Source organism: Bacillus glycinifermentans (assembly GCF_001042475.2).
Taxonomy (GTDB): Bacteria; Bacillota; Bacilli; order Bacillales; family Bacillaceae; genus Bacillus; species Bacillus glycinifermentans.
This window is the reverse complement of record NZ_LECW02000027.1, coordinates 13,579-36,382: the sequence shown is the minus strand read 5'-3', so window position 1 is coordinate 36,382 and position 22,804 is coordinate 13,579. Positions and strand designations below refer to the sequence as shown.

Annotated in this window: 24 protein-coding genes, 1 pseudogene and 1 other annotated feature; all 25 genes and pseudogenes read right to left on the bottom strand. The window is 45.4% G+C overall.

From position 1 onward, the window contains the following. Positions 1-8: 8 nt before the first annotated feature. Positions 9-287 carry a 30S ribosomal protein S19 gene (gene rpsS / locus AB447_RS16685; RefSeq protein WP_006640321.1) on the bottom strand — a complete coding sequence of 93 codons (279 nt, stop codon included), beginning with the start codon at positions 285-287 and terminating at the stop codon, positions 9-11. Positions 288-344: 57 nt separating this feature from the next. Then, on the bottom strand, positions 345-1,178 hold the full coding sequence (rplB, locus tag AB447_RS16680) for a 50S ribosomal protein L2 (RefSeq protein WP_003178332.1): 834 nt from the start codon (positions 1,176-1,178) through the stop codon (positions 345-347). Positions 1,179-1,209: 31 nt separating this feature from the next. Then, a complete protein-coding gene (gene rplW / locus AB447_RS16675) occupies positions 1,210-1,497 on the bottom strand; it encodes a 50S ribosomal protein L23 (protein WP_006640319.1) in 288 nt (95 codons plus the stop codon). Continuing rightward, positions 1,497-2,120, bottom strand: a complete 624-nt coding sequence (gene rplD, locus AB447_RS16670) for a 50S ribosomal protein L4 (protein ID WP_048355843.1) — start codon at positions 2,118-2,120, stop codon at positions 1,497-1,499. The genes rplW and rplD overlap by 1 nt, the downstream gene beginning before the upstream one ends. A 27-nt stretch (positions 2,121-2,147) precedes the next feature. Next, positions 2,148-2,777: a 50S ribosomal protein L3 gene (gene rplC, locus AB447_RS16665; protein WP_048355842.1), complete on the bottom strand. Its 630-nt coding sequence runs from the start codon at positions 2,775-2,777 to the stop codon at positions 2,148-2,150. A gap of 37 nt (positions 2,778-2,814) precedes the next feature. Next, a complete protein-coding gene (rpsJ, locus tag AB447_RS16660; RefSeq protein ID WP_003156464.1) occupies positions 2,815-3,123 on the bottom strand; it encodes a 30S ribosomal protein S10 in 309 nt (102 codons plus the stop codon). Between the two features lie 344 nt (positions 3,124-3,467). Further along, positions 3,468-4,655: an elongation factor Tu gene (gene tuf / locus AB447_RS16655; protein WP_048355841.1), complete on the bottom strand. Its 1,188-nt coding sequence runs from the start codon at positions 4,653-4,655 to the stop codon at positions 3,468-3,470. 118 nt (positions 4,656-4,773) lie between these two features. Next, entirely contained in the window at positions 4,774-6,852 is a 2,079-nt protein-coding gene (fusA, locus tag AB447_RS16650; protein ID WP_048406283.1) for an elongation factor G, read from the bottom strand. Positions 6,853-6,901: 49 nt separating this feature from the next. Continuing rightward, positions 6,902-7,372 (bottom strand): 30S ribosomal protein S7, encoded by a 471-nt coding sequence (gene rpsG, locus AB447_RS16645; protein WP_006640314.1) that lies wholly within the window; start codon positions 7,370-7,372, stop codon positions 6,902-6,904. Positions 7,373-7,533: 161 nt separating this feature from the next. After that, positions 7,534-7,950: a 30S ribosomal protein S12 gene (gene rpsL, locus AB447_RS16640; RefSeq protein WP_006640313.1), complete on the bottom strand. Its 417-nt coding sequence runs from the start codon at positions 7,948-7,950 to the stop codon at positions 7,534-7,536. Positions 7,951-8,054: 104 nt separating this feature from the next. Further along, positions 8,055-8,303, bottom strand: coding sequence for a 50S ribosomal protein L7ae-like protein (locus AB447_RS16635; protein ID WP_046128849.1), 249 nt, complete (start codon positions 8,301-8,303; stop codon positions 8,055-8,057). Positions 8,304-8,424: 121 nt separating this feature from the next. Then, positions 8,425-12,024: a DNA-directed RNA polymerase subunit beta' gene (gene rpoC, locus AB447_RS16630; protein WP_048355839.1), complete on the bottom strand. Its 3,600-nt coding sequence runs from the start codon at positions 12,022-12,024 to the stop codon at positions 8,425-8,427. A gap of 61 nt (positions 12,025-12,085) precedes the next feature. Then, positions 12,086-15,667 carry a DNA-directed RNA polymerase subunit beta gene (gene rpoB, locus AB447_RS16625; RefSeq protein WP_048355838.1) on the bottom strand — a complete coding sequence of 1,194 codons (3,582 nt, stop codon included), beginning with the start codon at positions 15,665-15,667 and terminating at the stop codon, positions 12,086-12,088. Positions 15,668-15,917: 250 nt separating this feature from the next. Then, on the bottom strand, positions 15,918-16,523 hold the full coding sequence (locus AB447_RS16620) for a class I SAM-dependent methyltransferase (RefSeq protein ID WP_048355837.1): 606 nt from the start codon (positions 16,521-16,523) through the stop codon (positions 15,918-15,920). Positions 16,524-16,663: 140 nt separating this feature from the next. Continuing rightward, positions 16,664-17,035, bottom strand: a complete 372-nt coding sequence (gene rplL / locus AB447_RS16615) for a 50S ribosomal protein L7/L12 (protein ID WP_048355836.1) — start codon at positions 17,033-17,035, stop codon at positions 16,664-16,666. A gap of 42 nt (positions 17,036-17,077) precedes the next feature. Continuing rightward, positions 17,078-17,578 (bottom strand): 50S ribosomal protein L10, encoded by a 501-nt coding sequence (gene rplJ / locus AB447_RS16610; RefSeq protein ID WP_046128844.1) that lies wholly within the window; start codon positions 17,576-17,578, stop codon positions 17,078-17,080. Between the two features lie 66 nt (positions 17,579-17,644). Continuing rightward, positions 17,645-17,787: a sequence feature (ribosomal protein L10 leader region), on the bottom strand. Positions 17,788-17,836: 49 nt separating this feature from the next. Next, positions 17,837-18,535 (bottom strand): 50S ribosomal protein L1, encoded by a 699-nt coding sequence (gene rplA / locus AB447_RS16605; protein ID WP_046128843.1) that lies wholly within the window; start codon positions 18,533-18,535, stop codon positions 17,837-17,839. 99 nt (positions 18,536-18,634) lie between these two features. Next, positions 18,635-19,060 (bottom strand): 50S ribosomal protein L11, encoded by a 426-nt coding sequence (gene rplK, locus AB447_RS16600; protein ID WP_003178300.1) that lies wholly within the window; start codon positions 19,058-19,060, stop codon positions 18,635-18,637. Positions 19,061-19,231: 171 nt separating this feature from the next. Further along, positions 19,232-19,765, bottom strand: a complete 534-nt coding sequence (gene nusG, locus AB447_RS16595; protein WP_003178298.1) for a transcription termination/antitermination protein NusG — start codon at positions 19,763-19,765, stop codon at positions 19,232-19,234. Between the two features lie 176 nt (positions 19,766-19,941). Next, positions 19,942-20,121 (bottom strand): preprotein translocase subunit SecE, encoded by a 180-nt coding sequence (gene secE, locus AB447_RS16590; protein WP_046128841.1) that lies wholly within the window; start codon positions 20,119-20,121, stop codon positions 19,942-19,944. 34 nt (positions 20,122-20,155) lie between these two features. Then, complete coding sequence (rpmG, locus tag AB447_RS16585) at positions 20,156-20,305, bottom strand: 50S ribosomal protein L33 (protein WP_006640304.1); 150 nt, start codon at positions 20,303-20,305, stop codon at positions 20,156-20,158. Between the two features lie 81 nt (positions 20,306-20,386). Continuing rightward, entirely contained in the window at positions 20,387-21,058 is a 672-nt protein-coding gene (gene sigH, locus AB447_RS16580; RefSeq protein ID WP_048355835.1) for an RNA polymerase sporulation sigma factor SigH, read from the bottom strand. Between the two features lie 63 nt (positions 21,059-21,121). Next, a complete protein-coding gene (gene rae1, locus AB447_RS16575) occupies positions 21,122-21,634 on the bottom strand; it encodes a ribosome-dependent mRNA decay endonuclease Rae1/YacP (RefSeq protein ID WP_048355834.1) in 513 nt (170 codons plus the stop codon). A gap of 6 nt (positions 21,635-21,640) precedes the next feature. Continuing rightward, on the bottom strand, positions 21,641-22,390 hold the full coding sequence (gene rlmB / locus AB447_RS16570; protein WP_048355833.1) for a 23S rRNA (guanosine(2251)-2'-O)-methyltransferase RlmB: 750 nt from the start codon (positions 22,388-22,390) through the stop codon (positions 21,641-21,643). Further along, positions 22,344-22,803 (bottom strand): annotated as a pseudogene (locus AB447_RS16565) (Mini-ribonuclease 3). Before AB447_RS16565 ends, rlmB begins: the two are co-directional and overlap by 47 nt. Position 22,804 lies beyond the last annotated feature (1 nt).

Below are 22,804 nucleotides of genomic sequence, written 5' to 3'. Positions count from 1 at the left end.
TCCTCTCATTAGCGTCTTGTTTTTTTGTCATCACTAGCATGACCTTTGTAAGTACGAGTCGGTGCGAACTCACCCAACTTGTGACCTACCATATCTTCAGAGATGTAAACAGGCACATGTTTGCGGCCGTCATAGACTGCGATTGTGTGACCGATAAATTGCGGGAAAATAGTAGAACGGCGAGACCAAGTTTTTACAACTTGTTTCTTATCCGTTTCATTTAATTTCTCGATTTTTGTCATTAGATGATCATCGACAAATGGTCCTTTTTTTAAGCTGCGAGCCATTTTGGAACCTCCCTTCGTGATTGCACTACGGTCCGATAAGAACCGTAGACAACCCCGTTATTTATTTTTACGACGACGAACGATGAATTTATCTGATTTGTTCTTTTTCTTACGGGTTTTGAATCCAAGAGTTGGTTTACCCCATGGAGACATAGGTGATTTACGTCCGATTGGAGCGCGTCCTTCACCACCGCCGTGTGGGTGATCGTTAGGGTTCATTACAGAACCACGAACTGTAGGGCGAACGCCTTTCCAGCGTGAACGTCCCGCTTTACCGATGTTGATCAGTTCGTGCTGTTCGTTACCCACTTGACCGATCGTAGCGCGGCAAGCAGAAAGAATCATGCGAACTTCACCGGAATTAAGACGTACAAGAACGTATTTACCTTCTTTACCAAGAACTTGGGCAGATGTACCAGCAGAACGTACAAGCTGTCCGCCTTTTCCAGGTTTCAATTCGATGTTGTGCACAACTGTACCAACTGGGATGTTGATAAGTGGAAGTGCATTACCTACTTTAATGTCAGCTTCTGGACCTGACATAATTTCAGTTCCTACTTGTAGGCCCTTAGGAGCCAGGATGTAGCGTTTTTCTCCGTCTACATAGTTAATTAGAGCAATGTTCGCTGAACGGTTTGGATCGTATTCAACTGTAGCAACGCGTCCAGGTATACCATCTTTATCGCGTTTGAAGTCGATAATACGGTATTGGCGTTTATGTCCGCCGCCTTGATGACGTACAGTCAATTTACCTTGGTTGTTGCGTCCGCCTTTTTTGTGAAGCGGGGCAAGCAAGGATTTTTCCGGCTGATCTGTCGTGATTTCAGCGAAATCAGAAGATGTCATGCCGCGACGTCCGTTTGAGGTCGGTTTGTACTTTTTAATCGCCATTTTGAATTTCCCTCCTTCTTTTTACAAGTGATTAAGCTTCAAAAATTTCGATTTCTTTGCTGTCTGCAGTAAGCTTCACAATCGCTTTTCTGCGACGGTTTGTCATACCAGAGTAGCGGCCGACACGTTTGAATTTCCCTTTGTAGTTCATAATGTTGACTTTTTCAACCTTCACTCCAAAGATTTCTTCAACTGCGTCTTTCACTTCTGTTTTATTAGCTTTAACGTCTACTTCAAACGTATATTTCTTTTCAGCCATTAAATCAGCAGAACGTTCAGTAATGACGGGGCGCTTAAGAACATCACGAGGATCTTTCATTATGCAAGCACCTCCTCTACTTTTTCAACCGCTGCTTTTGTCATCACAAGCTTCTCGTGACCGACAACATCGAGAACGTTGATTCCGTTAGCTTCAACGACCGTAACTCCCGGAAGGTTGCGAGCAGATAGCGCAACTGTTTCGTTAGCATCTGCAGTTACGACTAAAGCTTTTTTCTCGATAGACAGACCTTTAAGGATAGCTGCCATTTCTTTTGTTTTAACCGCATCAAGAGTAAGATCTTCAAGAACGATCAAGTTGTTGTCCTGCACTTTAGAAGACAATGCTGATTTGATTGCCAAGCGGCGAACTTTTTTCGGTAATTTATAAGAATAGCTGCGTGGTGTAGGACCGAATACGATACCACCTCCGCGCCATTGCGGTGAACGGATAGATCCCTGACGGGCACGGCCAGTACCTTTTTGACGCCAAGGTTTGCGACCTCCGCCACTAACTTCAGAACGATTTTTAACTTTGTGAGTTCCTTGTCGCAAGGAAGCTCTTTGCATATTAATAGCGTCGAATACCACGCTCTCATTCGGCTCGATTCCAAATACAGAGTCGTTTAATTCGATATCACCAGCAGTAGAACCGTTTTGGTTGTATAATGCTACTTTTGGCATGATCAATTTCCTCCTTTCCTAAGAGAATTATTTAGATTTAACAGCACTTTTTACAGTGACTAGTGATTTTTTTGCACCAGGAACGTTCCCTTTAACTAAAAGAAGATTGCGCTCAGCATCAACTTTTACGATTTCAAGGTTTTGAACAGTGATTTGATCTCCGCCCATACGTCCAGGCAACAGCTTTCCTTTGAATACACGGTTAGGGTCTACCGGTCCCATTGAACCAGGACGACGATGGTAGCGGGAACCGTGAGACATAGGTCCGCGAGATTGTCCGTGGCGTTTAATTGCGCCTTGGAAACCTTTACCTTTTGAAATTCCTGTTACATCTACGATATCTCCGTTAGAGAAAATATCAACTTTGACTTCCTGACCAACTTCATACGCATCCATTTCCACTCCGCGTAATTCTTTAACGAAGCGCTTAGGTGCAGTTTCCGCTTTTGCGACGTGTCCTTTTTCAGGCTTGTTGGCAAGCTTTTCACGCTTATCATCAAAACCGATTTGGATCGCTTCATAACCGTCGTTTTCAACTGTTTTCTTTTGAAGTACAACATTAGCTGCAGCTTCGATAACAGTTACCGGAATAAGATCACCGTTTTCTGCGAAAACTTGCGTCATACCAATTTTTCTTCCTAAGATTCCTTTGGTCATTCGTCACACCTCCTGTTAAGATCATTCTATATTTAGATTAAAGTTTAATTTCAATGTCAACACCTGATGGTAAATCCAAACGCATTAGCGCATCGACAGTTTGTGGTGTTGGGTTCACAATGTCGATTAAACGTTTATGTGTACGCATTTCAAATTGCTCACGAGAATCTTTGTATTTATGCACCGCACGAAGGATTGTGTAAACTGATTTCTCAGTTGGCAACGGAATCGGACCAGATACGCTGGCACCGGAGCGTTTAGCCGTTTCAACAATCTTTTCAGCGGATTGATCAAGGATTCTATGATCATACGCTTTTAAACGAATACGAATTTTTTGTTTTGCCATTATTTTCCCTCCTTTTCGCCTACTTACATTAGACAATTCTCCGTGAGAAAAACCTGAATCACCTTGCCATGGCAAAGCGGCCGGGTGTATCAGCAACCTCTCACTTCATCGCAGTCAAAGACCAACATGCACTATTATACAAAATTTATAGGCATGTTGCAAGGCAATATTCAATATTACCGGCATTTGCACACTTTTTTAATTATACAGATCAATCCTCATGTTATCAAGGACTTATCAGCGGAAAAAATCTCCCATTATATCTGGTATAGTCGCAATTGAACTAAGAACGCCCAAATAAAAAACGAGACCCGAGCGGATCCCGTTTTTTTATTTCATAAGTATTATTCAACGATTGTAGTAACAACGCCTGAACCAACAGTACGTCCGCCTTCACGGATAGAGAAGCGAGTACCGTCTTCGATCGCGATGTTTGAGATCAGTTCAACGTTCATTTCAATGTTGTCTCCAGGCATAACCATTTCTACGCCTTCTGGAAGCTGAATGATACCCGTTACGTCAGTTGTACGGAAGTAGAACTGAGGACGGTAGTTAGAGAAGAATGGAGTGTGACGTCCGCCTTCTTCTTTAGAAAGAACGTAAACTTCAGCTTTGAATTTTTTGTGTGGTGTAATTGTACCTGGTTGAGCAAGTACTTGACCACGTTGGATTTCTTCACGAGCTACACCGCGAAGAAGCGCACCGATGTTGTCTCCAGCTTCTGCATAGTCAAGAAGCTTACGGAACATTTCAACACCTGTAACAGTTGTTTTCTTGTTTTCTTCTTGAAGACCGATGATTTCAACTTCGTCACCGACTTTAACTTGACCGCGTTCTACACGGCCAGTAGCAACAGTACCACGACCAGTGATTGAGAATACGTCCTCAACAGGCATCATGAAAGGTTTGTCAGTTTCACGTTCTGGAGTTGGGATGTACTCGTCAACAGCTGCCATAAGCTCATGAATTTTTTCTTCGTATTGAGCGTCGCCTTCAAGAGCTTTAAGAGCAGAACCTTTGATAACTGGTACATCGTCACCAGGGAATTCATACTCAGAAAGAAGATCGCGAACTTCCATTTCAACTAGTTCAAGAAGCTCTTCGTCGTCTACCATGTCGCATTTGTTCAAGAATACAACGATGTAAGGCACGCCTACGTTACGAGAAAGAAGGATGTGCTCACGAGTTTGCGGCATTGGGCCGTCAGCTGCAGAAACAACCAGGATCGCTCCGTCCATTTGCGCAGCACCAGTGATCATGTTTTTAACATAGTCAGCGTGTCCTGGGCAGTCAACGTGAGCGTAGTGACGTGTTTCAGTTTCGTACTCAACGTGTGCAGTAGAGATTGTGATTCCGCGCTCACGTTCTTCTGGTGCACCGTCGATTTGATCATACGCACGAGCTTCAGCGTTACCTGATTTAGAAAGAACAGTTGTGATAGCTGCAGTTAATGTAGTTTTACCATGGTCAACGTGTCCAATTGTACCGATGTTGGCATGTGATTTGGAACGGTCGAATTTTTCTTTAGCCATTCTGAAAATCCTCCTTAAAAGGGTTTATTTTAATATATAGAGTGATAGAAAGTGAAAGCTGTGTTTCACTTTCTCATCTTACAATAGTAGTTATACTTTAATGAAGCGGCAAAATCAATTATTCGCCTTTATTTTTTTTGATGATCTCATCAGCGATGCTCTTAGGCACTTCTTCGTAGTGGTCAAAGACCATTGTGAACGTACCGCGTCCTTGTGTGTTTGAACGGAGCGCCGTAGCGTAACCGAACATTTCAGAAAGTGGAACCATCGCGCGAACGACTTGAGCGTTTCCGCGTCCTTCCATACCTTCTACGCGACCGCGGCGTGATGTGATGTCACCCATGATGTCTCCCATGTATTCCTCTGGGATAACGACTTCAACTTTGGAGATCGGCTCAAGAATAACCGGGTTACACTTGCTTGCCGCGTTTTTAAGCGCCATGGAAGCAGCGATTTTAAACGCCATTTCGTTAGAGTCGACATCGTGGTAAGAACCATCAAACAGTTTTGCTTTGATGTCGATGACAGGGTAGCCTGCGATAACACCGTTTTGCAGTGCATCTTCAAGTCCTGCTTGAACAGCCGGAATGTATTCACGAGGAACGACACCGCCGACGATTGCATTTTCGAATTCAAAGCCTTTTCCTTCTTCGTTTGGAGAGAATTCGATCCAAACGTGACCGAATTGTCCGCGTCCACCGGATTGACGTACGAATTTACCTTCGACTTGCGCGCTCGCACGGAATGTTTCGCGATACGCAACTTGAGGTGCACCTACGTTGGCTTCAACTTTAAATTCGCGCTTCATACGGTCAACGATGATGTCAAGGTGAAGCTCACCCATACCACCGATGATCGTTTGACCTGTTTCAGCGTCAGTGTGCGCACGGAATGTTGGATCTTCTTCAGCCAGTTTAGTCAGCGCAGTAGACATTTTGTCCTGGTCGGCCTTAGATTTAGGCTCGATCGCAACGTGGATAACAGGCTCAGGGAATTCCATTGATTCCAGGATGACAAGGTTTTTCTCGTCACATAGCGTGTCACCAGTTGTCGTATCCTTTAGACCTACAGCTGCTGCGATATCCCCTGCGTATACAGTAGAGATTTCTTCACGGCTGTTGGCGTGCATTTGCAGGATACGGCCGACGCGCTCACGTTTGCCTTTCGTTGAGTTTCTTACGTATGAACCGGAATCAAGCGTACCTGAGTACACACGGAAGAACGTCAGCTTACCAACGTAAGGGTCTGTCATAACTTTGAACGCCAATGCTGAGAAAGGAGCGTCGTCAGAAGACTCGCGAGCAACCTCTTCATCAGAATCAGGGATAATACCTTTGATCGCAGGTACGTCAGTTGGAGCCGGAAGGTAGTCAAGAACTGCGTCAAGCACTAATTGAACACCTTTGTTTTTAAAAGCTGAACCACAAAGAACAGGGTAGAATTCAACATTACATGTTCCTTTGCGGATTGCTGCTTTCAGCTCGTCAACTGTGATTTCTTCGCCTTCCAAGTACTTCATCATAAGCTCTTCATCAAGCTCAGCAACAGCTTCGATCAAGCTTGCGCGAAGCTCTTCGGCTTTGTCTTTGTACTCAGCAGGAATTTCACGCGCATCAGAGCGTGTTCCTAGATCATCTTCGTAGTAGTATGCAACGTTTTCTACAAGGTCGATGATTCCTTCGAAGTTGTCTTCGGCACCAATCGGTAATTGGATCGCGTGAGCGTTCGCCTCAAGACGGTCTCTAAGAGTTCCTACAGAGTAAAGGAAGTCCGCACCGGTTTTGTCCATTTTGTTGACAAATACGATACGAGGTACTCCGTAAGTTGTCGCCTGACGCCAAACTGTTTCAGTTTGCGGCTCAACGCCGGATTGTGCGTCAAGAACGGCAACGGCACCATCGAGTACGCGGAGTGAACGTTCAACTTCAACAGTGAAGTCTACGTGTCCTGGTGTGTCGATGATGTTAACGCGGTGCCCTTTCCATTGTGCTGTTGTTGCAGCAGATGTAATCGTAATACCGCGTTCTTGTTCCTGCTCCATCCAGTCCATTTGGGAAGCCCCTTCATGAGTTTCACCAATTTTGTGGATACGGCCTGTATAGAACAAGATACGTTCAGTTGTAGTCGTTTTACCGGCATCGATGTGAGCCATGATTCCGATATTACGAGTTTTTTCTAAGGAGAACTCTCTTGCCATTGGGTCTTTTCTCCTTCCTTCTTAGGAAATAATATTTTGTCGCGTAAGATTACCAGCGATAGTGAGCAAACGCTTTGTTCGCTTCAGCCATCTTATGAGTATCTTCACGTTTCTTAACAGCAGCACCAGTGTTGTTGGCTGCATCTAAAATTTCGTTAGCCAAACGCTCTTCCATCGTTTTTTCTCCGCGAAGACGAGCGTAGTTTACTAACCAGCGAAGTCCAAGAGTCGTACGACGTTCAGGACGAACCTCTACAGGCACTTGGTAGTTCGCACCACCTACACGGCGTGCTTTAACTTCAAGTACAGGCATGATGTTTTTCAATGCTTGTTCGAAAACCTCCATTGCATCGTTGCCGGTACGTTCTTTAATGATATCGAATGACTTGTATAGGATTGTTTGAGCTTTGCCTTTTTTACCGTCGATCATCATCTTGTTGATCAAACGAGTAACCAGCTTAGAGTTGTAAATTGGATCAGGCAAAACGTCTCTTTTTGCTACAGGACCTTTACGTGGCATCTGATTAGCCTCCCTTCTCTTGTTACAGGTTTCATGCAGAGGGGGTTCTTCACGGCATCTGATACAGCACGGAAACCCGCTTCCCGCGGAAGTCCGATGCCCTAACAGCTTTGCCAGATTTCCCCGCTTTTAAAAACCCTTTTCTTTGTATTTAAACCGAATTATTTTTTCTTAGGACGTTTTGTACCGTATTTAGAACGGCCTTGTGCACGGTTTTCAACTCCGGCAGTATCAAGCGCGCCACGCACGATGTGGTAGCGTACCCCCGGTAAGTCTTTAACACGTCCGCCGCGGATCAATACGACACTGTGCTCTTGCAGGTTGTGTCCGATACCAGGAATGTAGGCAGTAACCTCGATTCCGTTTGTTAAGCGAACACGGGCATATTTACGAAGCGCTGAGTTCGGCTTCTTCGGTGTCATTGTACCAACACGAGTACACACCCCGCGTTTTTGTGGTGAAGATACGTTAGTGTGCTCTTTCTTAAAGCTGTTGTATCCTTTGTTAAGTGCAGGAGACTTTGAAGTTTCTACTTTGTTCACGCGTCCCTTGCGTACTAACTGATTAATTGTAGGCATGTTGTATTTCCTCCCTTCATCATGTTTTATAACCCACATACCCAGGTGGTTCATTTAAAGCCAAAAAACAATGTCTTTGCATGCAAGCAAAAACAACGAGTACGTTATTGAATAATGGCAACAGCTGCCGCACCGACTTCAATTCCGCAGGCTTTGCCTAGCTTCTTCATGGAATCTGCCATGGAGACGGGAATGCCTTGTTCATTTGCCAGATTGATAACACCTGTCGTCAGACAAGGATCTGCGTCTTTCGCTACGACAACTTCCTTGACAGAATTGCGTTTGAGAGCTTTAACTGTCTGCTTCGTACCGATAATAATAGATTGAGCCTGTGATACTTTATCATAAGACATTATACATCCTCCAAAGTAACAGGTTTAAATTGAGCACCTTGGTTATATTATCATCCTGAAAGAAGGATGTCAACACAGTATGACAATTTTTAGTGACATCCTTCTTTAGGATATTTAAAATCTATTCTGCCGGAACCATTTCTTCCGAAGATTCAACTTGTAAAACCGGTTTTACTTTGCGGTAGTTCAGCATACCCGTTCCAGCCGGAACAAGTTTACCGATGATAACATTCTCTTTCAGACCGAGAAGTTCATCGCGTTTTCCTTTGATCGCTGCATCTGTCAGGACGCGTGTTGTTTCCTGGAATGATGCGGCGGACAGGAAGGAATCCGTTTCAAGCGATGCTTTGGTGATACCGAGCAGTACAGGACGTCCTGTCGCAGGTCGTTTTCCTTCAAGCAACACTTTTTTGTTCGCTTGGGTAAACTGGTGAATATCGAGCAATGTGCCAGGCAGCACTTCTGTGTCGCCGGCATCGATGACTCGAACTTTGCGAAGCATTTGGCGAACCATAACTTCGACGTGTTTATCCCCGATTTCAACCCCTTGCATACGGTAAACCTTTTGCACCTCGTGCAGAAGATATTCCTGAACCGTCGTGATATCCGTTACCTTCAGAAGCTCTTTCGGGTCAACCGAACCTTCTGTCAGGACTTGACCGCGGGAAATCTTCTCGCCTTCGGTTACTTTCAGGCGTGCATTGTAAGGCGCAGTGTATGAACGGGTTTCAACTTCACCTTGCACCACGATTTCCTGCTGTTTGTCACGGACTTCATTGATTTCGGCTACGACACCGTCAATTTCGGAGATCGTCGCCTGACCTTTAGGATTACGCGCTTCAAACAATTCCTGAATACGCGGCAAACCTTGTGTAATATCGTCTCCGGCAACACCGCCCGTATGGAAGGTACGCATTGTAAGCTGTGTACCCGGCTCACCGATGGATTGGGCAGCGATGATTCCGACTGCTTCACCGACTTCAACATCGGTACCTGTCGCAAGGTTGCGGCCGTAGCATCGTTTACATACCCCGTGTGACGTATTACATGTAAATGCGGAACGGATCCACACTTCTTCAATGCCTGCTTCAACGATTTCCATTGCTTTGTCTTCGTCGATCAGCTCGTTTTCCTTCACAAGGATTTCCCCTGTTTCAGGATGTTTGACAGGCTTTCTCGCAAAGCGGCCGATGAGGCGCTCTTCAAGACGCTCGATTACTTCTGTACCTTCCGTGATGGCTTTCGCAAGGATACCGCGGTCAGTACCGCAATCTGTCTCGCGAATGATGACATCTTGGGCAACGTCTACGAGACGTCGCGTTAAGTAACCTGAGTCAGCTGTCTTAAGGGCTGTATCAGCAAGACCTTTACGCGCACCGTGAGTGGAGATAAAGTACTCCAGTACTGTTAAACCTTCGCGGAAGCTTGATTTGATCGGGAGCTCGATGATCCGTCCGGCCGGGTTGGCCATCAGTCCGCGCATTCCCGCAAGCTGCGTAAAGTTCGAGGCGTTACCACGGGCTCCAGAGTCACTCATCATGTAGATCGGGTTGATTTCATCCAAGGACTTCATCAGCTTGCCTTGGATCGTATCCTTAGCCGCGCTCCAGATGGAGATGACGCGTTCATAACGCTCTTCTTCCGTAATCAGACCGCGCCTGAACTGCTTCATGACGTTGTCGACTTTTCCTTGGGCTTCTTCAAGGATTTTCTGTTTGTCATCCAAAACGACGATATCGGAAACACCGACCGTAATTCCGGCTTTTGTTGAATATTTAAAGCCGAGGTTTTTCATGCGGTCAAGCATTTTGGACGTTTCGGTAATATGGAATCTTTTGAAGATCTCCGCAATGATTTTACCCAATATGCCTTTTTTGAACGGCGCGTTGATTTCCTGATTGCGGATTGCCTCTTTTACATCGGCGCCGTAGTCCAGGAAGAAGCGCTCAGGCGTTTTTTCCTCAATGTTGCTCTTCGTCGGTTCGTTCATGTATGGGAACGACGGCGGAAGAATCTCGTTGAAGATCAGCTTTCCGACTGTCGTAATCAAAAGTTTTGAACGCTGTTCTTCAGTGAATGTTTCATTTTTCAGCGAGTTGACCGCGACGGCCACTCTCGTATGCAAATGAACATATCCGTTTTGGTAAGCAAGCAGCGCTTCATCCGTATCTTTGAAAATCATACCTTCGCCGACAGCGCCAGGGCGTTCAAGCGTGAGGTAGTAGTTTCCAAGTACCATATCCTGAGACGGCGTAACAACCGGTTTTCCGTCTTTCGGGTTCAAGATGTTTTGCGCAGCAAGCATAAGGATGCGAGCTTCAGCTTGCGCCTCGGCTGATAAAGGAACGTGAACCGCCATTTGGTCACCGTCAAAGTCAGCGTTGTACGCTGTACATACAAGAGGGTGAAGACGGATGGCACGGCCTTCAACAAGCGTTGGTTCAAACGCCTGAATCCCAAGTCTGTGAAGCGTAGGTGCACGGTTGAGAAGAACCGGGTGCTCCTTGATGACTGACTCAAGAACATCCCAGACTTCAGGCTGAACGCGCTCGATTTTGCGCTTCGCACTCTTAATGTTATGGGCAAGACCCTTTTCGACAAGCTCTTTCATTACGAAAGGCTTGAACAGTTCCAAAGCCATTTCTTTCGGCAGTCCGCATTGGTACATTTTCAGGTTCGGACCTACGACGATAACCGAACGGCCTGAGTAGTCAACACGTTTACCGAGAAGGTTTTGACGGAAACGGCCTTGTTTACCTTTCAGCATGTGAGAAAGGGATTTTAACGGCCTGTTCCCCGGACCGGTAACAGGACGGCCTCTGCGTCCGTTATCGATTAATGCGTCAACGGCTTCCTGAAGCATACGCTTCTCGTTTTGAACGATGATGCTAGGCGCTCCAAGATCCAGAAGACGTTTTAAACGATTGTTACGGTTGATAACGCGGCGGTACAAATCGTTCAGGTCGGAAGTCGCAAAACGTCCGCCGTCAAGCTGCACCATTGGTCTCAGCTCAGGAGGAATAACCGGAAGAACATCAAGGATCATCCAAGATGGTTTATTTCCGGAGTTACGGAAAGCCTCTAACACTTCAAGGCGCTTGATCGCACGGGTGCGGCGCTGTCCTTGAGACGTTTTCAGCTCTTCTTTAAGCATATCGACTTCTTTTTCGAGGTCGATATCCTGAAGAAGCTTGTGAATCGCTTCTGCCCCCATTGAAGCTTGAAACTTATTGCCGTATTTATCGAGATACGCACGATATTCTTTTTCAGAAAGAAGTTGTTTTTTCTCAAGCGGCGTGTTTGCCGGGTCTGTCACGACATAAGAAGCAAAGTAGATGACTTCTTCCAATGCGCGCGGAGACATATCCAGCACAAGACCCATGCGGCTTGGGATTCCTTTAAAATACCAGATGTGAGAAACCGGGGCAGCCAGCTCGATATGCCCCATTCTCTCACGACGGACTTTAGCCCGGGTTACTTCAACTCCACAACGGTCACAAACAACGCCTTTATAACGAACCCGCTTGTACTTTCCGCAATGGCATTCCCAGTCCTTTTGGGGACCGAAAATGCGCTCGCAGAACAGACCATCTTTTTCAGGTTTCAAAGTACGATAGTTGATTGTTTCAGGCTTTTTCACTTCTCCGTAAGACCATGAACGGATTTTGTCAGGTGAAGCGAGACCGATGTTCATATACTCAAAATTGTTCACATCCAGCAAGGGGCCTACCTCCCTTTCAATCTTCGGGTTATACCCATGTCACTTGCGTAAATAATTTCGTTTATTCTTTCGTGACGACATCACGTTCTATGTCAGCAGAAACAAACTCTTCGGTTTCTTCATCATTTGTTAATGAAAGACCTTCGTTTTGTTTTGCATCTTCATCGTCTTCCAAATCTCTCATTTCGATTTCTTCTTCATCGCTTGACAGGATTTTGACGTCCATACCCAAGCTTTGAAGTTCTTTAATCAATACTTTGAACGATTCCGGAACGCCCGGTTCTGGAACGTTGTCGCCTTTAACGATGGCTTCGTATGTTTTCACACGGCCCACGACATCATCGGATTTAACGGTAAGGATCTCTTGAAGCGTGTATGCTGCGCCGTAAGCTTCAAGCGCCCATACTTCCATCTCACCGAAACGCTGTCCGCCGAACTGCGCTTTACCTCCGAGAGGCTGTTGGGTAACGAGTGAATAAGGACCGGTTGAACGGGCATGGAGTTTGTCATCAACCATGTGGGCAAGCTTGATCATGTACATGATACCCACGGAAACCCTGTTATCAAATGGTTCTCCGGTACGGCCATCGTAAAGGACGGTTTTCGCGTCTCTTGACATGCCGGCTTCTTCAAGAGTTTCCCACACGTCTTCTTCGCGGGCTCCGTCAAATACCGGTGATGCGACATGCAGGCCAAGACGGCGTGCAGCCATACCAAGGTGAAGCTCCAATACCTGACCGATGTTCATCCGCGATGGAACGCCCAGCGGGTTCAACATGATGTCGATCGGTGTTCCGTCAGGAAGATACGGCATATCTTCTTCAGGGAGAATCTTCGAAATAACACCTTTGTTACCGTGACGTCCGGCCATTTTGTCCCCTTCAGAGATTTTACGCTTCTGAACGATGTACACGCGGACAAGCTGGTTGACGCCAGGAGGCAGTTCGTCTCCGTCTTCGCGGTTGAAGACTTTTACGTCAAGGATGATACCGCCGCCGCCGTGCGGAACACGGAGTGACGTATCGCGGACTTCACGCGCTTTTTCTCCGAAAATGGCGTGAAGCAGGCGTTCTTCTGCCGTAAGCTCTGTAACCCCTTTTGGCGTTACTTTTCCTACGAGCAGGTCTCCGTCTTTTACTTCAGCACCGACACGGATAATTCCGCGCTCATCCAGGTTGCGGAGAGCATCCTCACCGACGTTTGGAATATCTCGGGTGATTTCTTCAGGTCCAAGCTTTGTATCCCGGGCCTCTGATTCATATTCTTCAATATGGATAGACGTATAAACATCGTCTTTTACAAGGCGTTCGCTCATGATGATGGCATCCTCATAGTTGTAGCCATCCCATGTCATGAAGCCGACCATGACGTTGCGTCCAAGGGCAAGTTCCCCTTTTTCCATAGATGGACCGTCAGCCAAAATTTCACCTTTTTCAACCTCATCTCCGACGCTTACGATCGGACGCTGGTTGTAGCACGTTCCCTGGTTGGAACGGACGAACTTCAGCAAGCTGTATTTATCAAGGTTTCCTTTGACTTTTTGTCCGTCTACTTCCTCATAGCGGCGCACCCAGATGTTTTTCGCTTCAACACGTTCGACGATTCCCGGGTGGCGGCAAATAACAGCGGCGCCGGAATCTTTCGCAGATACATATTCCATTCCGGTTCCGACGATCGGCGATTCAGGCTGCATAAGCGGAACAGCCTGACGCTGCATGTTCGCTCCCATCAAGGCGCGGTTTGAGTCATCGTTTTCCAAGAAAGGAATACATGCAGTTGCGGCAGAAACAACCTGTTTAGGCGAAACGTCCATGTAGTCAACGCGGTCTTTCGAAACGACGGTGTTCTCCCCTCTGAAGCGGGCAATGATGCTGTCGTCAACAAATGATCCGTCTTCATTGAGGCGGGCGTTCGCCTGTGCCACAACATAGTTGTCTTCTTCATCAGCCGTTAAGTAGTCGATTCTCGGCGTTACTTTTCCAGTCTCAGGATCAACGCGGCGGTAAGGCGTTTCAATAAAGCCAAACCGGTTCACTTTCGCAAATGTAGAAAGCGAGTTGATCAATCCGATGTTCGGACCCTCAGGCGTTTCAATCGGACACATCCGGCCATAGTGGGAGTAGTGAACGTCACGCACTTCCATTCCGGCGCGTTCACGCGTCAAACCACCAGGTCCGAGCGCTGATAAACGACGTTTATGCGTCAGCTCAGCGAGCGGATTCGTCTGATCCATGAATTGAGAAAGCTGTGAGCTTCCGAAAAACTCTTTGATTGAAGCGATGACAGGGCGAATATTAATCAGCTGCTGAGGCGTGATCGTATTTGTATCCTGAATGGACATTCTCTCACGAACAACGCGCTCCATTCTGCTTAAACCGATTCTGAATTGGTTTTGCAGAAGCTCGCCTACTGAACGAAGGCGGCGGTTTCCTAGATGGTCGATATCATCTGTATCGCCTACTCCGTGAAGCAGGTTAAAGAAATAGCTGATGGAAGCGATAATGTCAGAAGGTGTAATGTTTTTAACGCCTTCTTCGATATAAGCATTTCCGAGCACATTGATCGTCTGTTCCCCTTCAGGGTCATTCGGAGCGAAGATTTTAATGGATTGAAGCGTTACTTCATCTTCGACTACTCCGCCGTTCGGATACAGCTTTTTAAAGCCGATTCCGTTTTCCAGGTACGGCAGCACTTTGTCGAGTGTTCTTCTGTCCAAAATCGTTCCTTTTTCAGCAAGGATTTCACCCGTTTCAGGATCTACAAGCGTTTCAGCAAGCCGCTGATTGAAAAGACGGTTTTTGATGTGAAGCTTTTTATTAATTTTGTAGCGTCCTACACTTGCAAGGTCATATCTTTTCGGATCAAAGAATCTTGAATCAAGCAAGCTTTTCGCATTTTCAACCGTCGGCGGCTCTCCAGGGCGAAGGCGCTCGTAGATTTCAAGAAGCGCTTTGTCGGTGTTTTCTGTATTATCTTTATCAAGCGTGTTGCGCAAGTACTCGTTTTCACCGATCAGATCGATGATTTCCTGATCAGATCCGAAGCCAAGAGCACGCAAAAGAACCGTAACCGGCAACTTACGTGTGCGATCAATGCGGACATACACAACATCTTTCGCATCAGTCTCGTATTCTAACCATGCGCCACGGTTTGGAATGACAGTCGCGGTAAAACCTTTTTTACCGTTTTTGTCTACTTTACCACTGTAATATACACTTGGAGAACGAACGAGCTGAGATACGATGACGCGCTCCGCACCGTTGATAATAAAGGTTCCAGTGTCAGTCATGATAGGGAAATCGCCCATAAAGACATCCTGGTCCTTAACCTCGCCGGTCTCTTTGTTGATCAAGCGGACTTTGACTCGCAGCGGTGCTGAGTAAGTCACATCGCGCTCTTTTGATTCTTCTACCGGATACTTAGGATCACCCAAGCTGTAATCAATAAATTCCAGAGAGAGGTTACCAGTGAAATCCTCAATTGGCGATATGTCTTGAAACATCTCTCTAAGACCCTCATCAAGAAACCACTGATAAGAAGAGGTTTGAATTTCAATGAGATTTGGTAATTCTAACACTTCGCTAATACGTGCATAGCTTCTGCGCTGGCGGTGTCGTCCATACTGAACTAGTTGACCTGTCAACTGATTCACCCCTCAAATCATGCGTAATATATGTGTAACAAGCATTTCTTCCCCATATATGTAAGAAATACTTTTACAAGACAAAAGAAAAAAGGGTTTCTAATTAGAAAACCACATCCAAAAACAAAATACCGATTTTATTAGTGTTCCCAAAAATGTATATTTTATACAGGCCTGGGCGTTTCTTAAAAGCGGCAAGCAAAATATATACATTGGCATTTTATAATGTTAACATAGCTGAAAATCCGAGTCAAACTTTTTTTGCTTTTATGATATAATACCCTTTCTTTTTTTGGACGACTTCAACGTCCGCAAAAAGCTGTTTTAATTTTTCAATAGCGGAAGGACCGCCTTGCTTTTTCTGAATGACGACCCACAAATCACCTGAAGGCCTTAAATGTTCAGCGCTTTTTTCAAAAATGGCGTGTACCGTTTTTTTCCCGGCTCGTATGGGGGGATTGGTGACAATGGAAGCGAATTGTTTTGCAGGTTCGACGTTGGAAAACAGATCACTTTGATATACCGTAACATTTTCAATCTGATTATTTAACGCATTTTCCTTTGAAAGTTCTACAGCCCTTTCATTGACATCGATCATATGAACCATTCGATCTTTGAAATCCGCAGCAAGCGAAATGCCGATCGGACCGTAGCCGCAGCCCACATCCAAAAAATCACCGTCTTGATCAGGTTCACGGAAAGCTTCGATCAGCAGTCTGGAACCGAAGTCCACCTCTTTTTTTGAAAAGACTCCGCTGTCGCTGATAAATGTAAACGTCCGGTTTCTTAATTGGAATGCCCACGTTTTTCTGCTGCTTTTTGCTGAAGGTTTTTCCGAATAATAATGGTCAGTCATCCATAGAACCTCCTCAATTGGTGAACTCTCCAGATATCTTAAGACAAGATGGATTATCTTATGCGGAAAGAACTCATTTATTTAGCAAAGAAAAAGCCCGCTTTTAACAGCGAGCTTTCTCCTAAAAGATTAGGTGAAGATTACTTAACTTCTACAGAAGCGCCAACTTCTTCAAGTTTAGCTTTAAGCTCTTCAGCTTCTTCTTTCGCAATACCTTCTTTAAGAGGTTTTGGAGTGTTGTCAACAAGTTCTTTAGCTTCTTTCAAGCCAAGACCAGTGATTTCACGAACAACTTTGATAACTTTGATCTTTTGGTCTCCTGCACCAGCAAGGATAAGATCAAATTCAGTTTTCTCTTCAGCAGCACCGCCGGCAACAGCTCCGCCAGCTACAGCTACAGGAGCAGCAGCAGTTACGCCAAATTCTTCTTCGATTGCTTTTACTAATTCGTTCAACTCAAGAACAGTTGCTTCTTTAACGGAAGCAATGATTTCTTCGATATTTAAAGCCATTTGTAATTCCTCCATTTGTTTTAATTTTAAAGACTGATAAGATTAAGCGCCTTGTTCTTCCTTCTGATCTGCCACAGCTTTTGCAGCAAGAGCAAGGTTGCGAACTGGAGCTTGAAGTACGCTAAGCAACATAGAAAGCAAGCCTTCGCGTGATGGAAGTTCAGCAAGAGCTTTCACTTCTTCAACAGTAGAAACTTTGCCTTCGATAACGCCGGCTTTGATTTCAAGAGCTTCGTTCTTTTTGGCAAACTCGTTAAGAACTTTTGCCGGAGCGACAACATCTTCTGTGCTGAATGCGATCGCATTCGGTCCAGTTAAGAACTCGTTTAAACCATCAAGCTCAGCTTGTTCTACCGCACGGCGAGTCATTGTGTTTTTGTAGACTTTGAACTCAACGCCAGCTTCGCGAAGCTGTTTGCGAAGTTCTGTTACTTCAGCCACGTTAAGACCGCGATAGTCAACGATGATCGTTGATTTACTTTCTTTCAGTTTAGAAGTAATTTCTTCAACAACAACTTTTTTTGTTTCGATTGCGCTGCTCATGGTTACACCTCCTGTAGATTCTTGTGTAACACTTATACCGTTCGGTGATCACGTTCTTTAACGACAGATTCCATATAAAAAGCCTCCATTCGACATGGAGGCTGTATATACAAGCATACGTAGCGTAAAAGCTGTGATATATATACACCTCGGTAGGAAATTAAGCCTCTGAAGGCACCTACTGTCTACGGTATAAATGGACATATTTTATTTTACAACGTTTTGAATTATATCAGAACGTATCAAGCTAAGTCAATATTATTTTACGTTGAAAGTTGAAGGGTCCACTTTGATTCCAGGTCCCATTGTAGATGTAACGGAAACGTTCTTCACGTATACACCTTTAGCAGCAGCAGGTTTTGCTTTTAAGATTGTGTCATACATTGTCGCGAAGTTTTCAACAAGTTTCTCGTCTTCGAATGACACTTTACCGATCGGAACATGAATATTTCCGGCTTTATCAACGCGGTATTCAACTTTACCCGCTTTGATTTCGTTTACTGCTTTTTCAACTTCAAATGTAACCGTTCCTGTTTTAGGGTTTGGCATAAGACCTTTTGGTCCGAGCACGCGGCCGATTTTACCGACTTCACCCATCATGTCAGGTGTTGCAACGATTACATCGAAATCGAACCAGCCTTGCTGGATTTTGTTGATGTAATCAACATCACCTACATAATCTGCACCAGCAGCTTCTGCTTCTTTCGCTTTTTCTCCTTTAGCGAAAACAAGGACGCGTTGAGTTTTACCCGTTCCGTTTGGAAGAACAACTGCACCGCGGATTTGCTGGTCGTTTTTACGAGGGTCAACACCTAAACGGAATGCCGCTTCAACTGTGGCATCGAATTTAGCTGTGTTTGTTTTTTTCACGAGCTCAATCGCTTCGTTTACATCGTAAGCTTTTGTACGCTCTACAAGCTTGGCTGCTTCAACGTACTTTTTACCTTTTTTAGCCATTTCAAAATTTCCTCCTTAGTGGTTTTAGCGGAAATAACCTCCCACGAATAAGGGTTGCGAACTTGTCTGATCCAAACTCGCAACCCACAAAGAAACAAATTAGTCTTCGATCACAATACCCATACTGCGGGCAGTTCCTTCAACCATACGCATAGCCGCTTCAACATCTGCCGCATTCAAGTCAGGCATTTTTGTTTCGGCGATTTCACGTACTTTATCGCGTTTAACGGTTGCGACTTTATTACGGTTAGGCTCACCAGAACCTGACTCAATTCCAGCCGCTTTTTTAAGCAGTACAGCAGCAGGCGGAGTTTTTGTAATAAATGTAAATGAACGGTCTTCGTAAACCGAAATTTCTACAGGAATGATAAGACCAGCCTGGTCAGATGTACGAGCGTTAAACTCCTTACAGAATCCCATGATGTTAACACCGGCTTGACCTAATGCAGGACCAACTGGCGGAGCTGGATTCGCTTTCCCAGCAGGAATTTGCAATTTTACAACTTTAACTACTTTTTTAGCCACGAGACACACCTCCTTAAGTCCGTGATGTGGTAATAGGGTGAACCCTCCCACTCAAGGTCTCATTCTTTATATGAATGATGAAAAAATATCAAGCTAGCCGACTTGGCCTTTTTGCCAAGACGCACCTTTGTATATTACCACTTTTATATAGTGATTTCAAGCGCTTTTCCATTACAATTTGTCAACTTGAGTAAATTCAAGTTCAACAGGGGTCTCTCTCCCGAACATGTTAACGAATACCTTGACTTTGTTTTTATCATGGTCGATTTCCTCGATCGTGCCCGTGAAATCGGCAAACGGTCCGTCGATTACCTTCACGGTTTCCTTCAGTTCAAAGTCGATTTCCGTTTTGCGTTCTTCAAGACCCATCCGCTTCAGAATTTTTTCGGCTTCGCCCGGAAGCAGAGCCGTCGGCTTCGAGCCTGATCCGGCAGAACCGACAAATCCCGTCACGCCCGGCGTATTTCGCACGACATACCAGGAGTCGTCCGTCATGACAAGCTCGACAAGAACATAGCCAGGGAAGACCTTCTTTTTAACAACTTTCTTCTTGCCGTTTTTAATATCTGTCTCTTCTTCTTCAGGCACGACGACGCGGAAGATTTTATCCTGCATCCCCATCGACTCGACCCGTTTTTCCAAATTCGCTTTCACCTTATTTTCGTAGCCGGAGTACGTATGCACAACATACCATTTCTTTTCCATTCTCATTCAGGACCCTTTTAAGTCCTTCCCTCCCCACACCTTAATGTTTATTGGCCGTACCGGGAAACTGACACTTCTTTTATACGAGCCTCATATTTTGAAACAATGAAAAAACCCGTCGAACGGGTTTTTTGGCAAGTCATATTAAGATCTATTATAACACGTTATGCTGATCATTATTCAACTATTAAACGAATTAATTGAGTAATTCCTGAATCGATCAGTGCAAAAAAGATGACGAAAAAGATAACGGTGGTAATAACGGTGACCGTATAGCTCGTTAATTCTTTTCCTTTTGGCCACGTGACCTTCTTCATTTCTTTTCCGACGTTCTTAAAGAATTTCATAATACCCATGGTAAGAAACCTCCACAACCTAAAAACAAAAACCCTATTTTGTTTCCAGATGTACTGTATGAGAATTGCAGTTATTGCAGTATTTCTTTACTTCGAGCCGTTCAGCCAAAGCTGCGGAGCTTTTCATTGTCGTATAATTACGGTTCCCGCAATTTTTACAGGCCAACGTGATTTTTTTCTTCATGTTTACACCTTTTTCTGGACAATCATTTCTTTAGTAAGATATCACAGTCCCAAAATCACTGTCAATATGCCGCAGGTCTCCCTACAAGCTGATTTCGCGGAGCTCCAGGTATTTCTCGAGCTTCCTTTTGACGCGCTGGAGCGCATTATCAATTGATTTTACATGGCGGTTTAATTCTTCGGATATTTCCTGATAGGATCTTCCGTCGAGATAGAGCGTAAGAACTTTTCTTTCCAAATCGCTGAGCAATTCACCCATTTTCAGCTCGATGTCATCAAACTCTTCCTGGTTGATAATCAGTTCCTCAGGATTCATTACTTTAGCTCCCGAAATAACGTCGAGGAGCGTCCTGTCCGATTCTTCGTCATAAATAGGCTTGTCCAGCGACACATAAGAATTTAGCGGAATGTGTTTCTGGCGAGTAGCTGTTTTGATAGCGGTAATAATCTGGCGGGTAATGCATAATTCGGCAAAAGCTTTAAACGAAGTCAGCTTGTCCTCTCTAAAATCACGGATAGATTTGTAGAGCCCGATCATTCCTTCCTGAACGATGTCCTCCCGATCGGCTCCTATTAAAAAGTAGGATCTCGCTTTTGCCCTTACAAAGTTACGGTACTTTGTAATCAAGTAATCTAACGCATCACTGTCTCCGACATGAACCATTTCAATGACCTGCTCGTCTTCCAACTGGCAAAACCGTTCTTTGCTGAACTGTTCTTTGCTGAATTTCCCCTGGTTGTTTCCTAAGTTCACTCCGATCCCCCCGACCGCACGTAGATAGAAATATTATACAGTAATGGACAAAAAAGCGTCAACCTACTCCAAATCACCGCGCCGCCATTTCTCAAATATTTTCAAAACATCTTCAGATAAAGGGATTTTTCCGACGGGACGCTCCATGGTAATTTTTTTGACGCTTTTTTCGATTTTTCTTTCGATCGCTTCAACTTCCCTCAGCAGCTCCCTCGCAGACTTGCGCAACGCTCCCTGTCCAAAGATCGCCCACTGCTCGGTATAATCGGATGTGGCCACGTGGATTTGCGTCTGAATATTGTTCAGGTCTGACGCCAGTTTTTCAATCCGTTCGTCAGCCGTCTCATTCTCCCTCGTGAAAATCACCTCTACCCGGTGATTGATCTTTTTCTTCTCGATTCCTTTCACGAGATGCGCATCGAATACGACAATCACCCGAAAACCGGTGTAAGCTTGATATTCCGCCATTTTTTGAATCAAAAGGTCCCTTGCTTCCTCGAAGCTGTTCGCTTTCAGATCCTTCAGCTGAGGCCACGCCCCAATCATGTTATAACCGTCGACTAAAAGGATATCCATCCTTTTCTATTCTCCCAAGGGGCTTCGTTTCCGGTACACTTCGTACATCAACAGTCCCGCTGCAACCGAAGCGTTTAGGGACGTGACTTTCCCCGCCATCGGGAGGCGAATGAGGAAATCGCATGACTCCTTGACAAGCCTTCCCATACCTTTGCCTTCGCTTCCGATCACAAGCGCGAGCGGCATGTTTCCGTCAAGCGACCTGTAATCCTGCCGCCCCGACGCATCGGTGCCGACGATCCATATGCCCCGTTCTTTCAATTCTTCCAATGTCCGCGAAAGGTTCGTCACCTTCACGACCGGTATATGCTCGATCGCTCCTGTTGAGGCTTTGGCGACGGTTGTCGTAAGGCCGACGGCACGCCTTTTTGGAATGATGATCCCATGGGCGCCGACCGCGTCAGCCGTACGCATGATCGATCCGAGATTATGCGGGTCTTCGATTTCATCTAAAACGATAAAAAACGGCTGCTCATTCCTGTCCTCGGCCTTTTGAAAAAGGTCATCCAGCTCGGCGTATTCATAAGCCGCGACTTGAGCGACGACGCCTTGATGCTGGCCGGAAACCATTTGATCGAGCTTTTTGCGGGGGACATAATGAATCGTGATTCCTTTTTTCGCGGCGAGTTCAACGACCTGCTGTGCCTGTCCCTTCACCGTGTTTTCCGCCATCCATAACTTGTACAGTTCACGGCCGGATTTTAACGTTTCAATTACCGCGTTTTTCCCTATGACGTAATCGTGCTGCTGGCTCATTTGACTTCCTCCCTGCCGTCCCGTATTTCCAACGCTTTGTTTATGATCTCTTCAAGTCTCGCTTCTTTTTTCTCAAGAAAAAGATATCCAATAACGGCTTCGAAAGCTGTGCTGTAACGGTATGTTTGGACATCCGTATTTTTAGGCACTGTTCCGGATTTTGCATTTCTCCCTCTTCTGAGCACGGCCTTTTCTTCTTCTGTAAAAAAATCCTGCTCTTCAAGGGCAAACAGCATGCTCGCCTGCGCTTTTGCCGAAACATAGCGGCTCGAGTGCTTGTGGAGATCATTGGGCTTTGTCATACCTTGCTTTAACAGGTGATGCCTGACGTAGATTTCCAAAACGGCATCACCCATGTAGGCAAGCGCCAAACCGTTTAATTGTTTGGCGTCTTTAATGGCTTCCAAATTCATG

What these genes read in the sequence shown, in the direction of transcription:
- rpsS (WP_006640321.1), bottom strand. Translation starts at nt 287, where the DNA reads ATGGCTCGCAGCTTAAAAAAAGGACCATTTGTCGATGATCATCTAATG.
- rpsG (WP_006640314.1), bottom strand. Translation starts at nt 7,372, where the DNA reads ATGCCACGTAAAGGTCCTGTAGCAAAAAGAGACGTTTTGCCTGATCCA.
- tuf (WP_048355841.1), bottom strand. Translation starts at nt 4,655, where the DNA reads ATGGCTAAAGAAAAATTCGACCGTTCCAAATCACATGCCAACATCGGT.
- rplA (WP_046128843.1), bottom strand. Translation starts at nt 18,535, where the DNA reads ATGGCTAAAAAAGGTAAAAAGTACGTTGAAGCAGCCAAGCTTGTAGAG.
- rplL (WP_048355836.1), bottom strand. Translation starts at nt 17,035, where the DNA reads ATGGCTTTAAATATCGAAGAAATCATTGCTTCCGTTAAAGAAGCAACT.
- rae1 (WP_048355834.1), bottom strand. Translation starts at nt 21,634, where the DNA reads ATGGATATCCTTTTAGTCGACGGTTATAACATGATTGGGGCGTGGCCT.
- rpmG (WP_006640304.1), bottom strand. Translation starts at nt 20,305, where the DNA reads ATGAAGAAAAAAATCACGTTGGCCTGTAAAAATTGCGGGAACCGTAAT.
- AB447_RS16635 (WP_046128849.1), bottom strand. Translation starts at nt 8,303, where the DNA reads ATGTCTTATGATAAAGTATCACAGGCTCAATCTATTATTATCGGTACG.
- fusA (WP_048406283.1), bottom strand. Translation starts at nt 6,852, where the DNA reads ATGGCAAGAGAGTTCTCCTTAGAAAAAACTCGTAATATCGGAATCATG.
- rplW (WP_006640319.1), bottom strand. Translation starts at nt 1,497, where the DNA reads ATGAAAGATCCTCGTGATGTTCTTAAGCGCCCCGTCATTACTGAACGT.
- rplD (WP_048355843.1), bottom strand. Translation starts at nt 2,120, where the DNA reads ATGCCAAAAGTAGCATTATACAACCAAAACGGTTCTACTGCTGGTGAT.
- nusG (WP_003178298.1), bottom strand. Translation starts at nt 19,765, where the DNA reads ATGGAAAAGAAATGGTATGTTGTGCATACGTACTCCGGCTACGAAAAT.
- secE (WP_046128841.1), bottom strand. Translation starts at nt 20,121, where the DNA reads ATGGGTATTATGAAATTCTTTAAGAACGTCGGAAAAGAAATGAAGAAG.
- AB447_RS16620 (WP_048355837.1), bottom strand. Translation starts at nt 16,523, where the DNA reads ATGACTGACCATTATTATTCGGAAAAACCTTCAGCAAAAAGCAGCAGA.
- rpsL (WP_006640313.1), bottom strand. Translation starts at nt 7,950, where the DNA reads ATGCCTACAATTAATCAGTTAGTACGCAAGGGACGCGTGAACAAAGTA.
- rplJ (WP_046128844.1), bottom strand. Translation starts at nt 17,578, where the DNA reads ATGAGCAGCGCAATCGAAACAAAAAAAGTTGTTGTTGAAGAAATTACT.
- rplC (WP_048355842.1), bottom strand. Translation starts at nt 2,777, where the DNA reads ATGACCAAAGGAATCTTAGGAAGAAAAATTGGTATGACGCAAGTTTTC.
- rlmB (WP_048355833.1), bottom strand. Translation starts at nt 22,390, where the DNA reads ATGAGCCAGCAGCACGATTACGTCATAGGGAAAAACGCGGTAATTGAA.
- rpsJ (WP_003156464.1), bottom strand. Translation starts at nt 3,123, where the DNA reads ATGGCAAAACAAAAAATTCGTATTCGTTTAAAAGCGTATGATCATAGA.
- rplB (WP_003178332.1), bottom strand. Translation starts at nt 1,178, where the DNA reads ATGGCGATTAAAAAGTACAAACCGACCTCAAACGGACGTCGCGGCATG.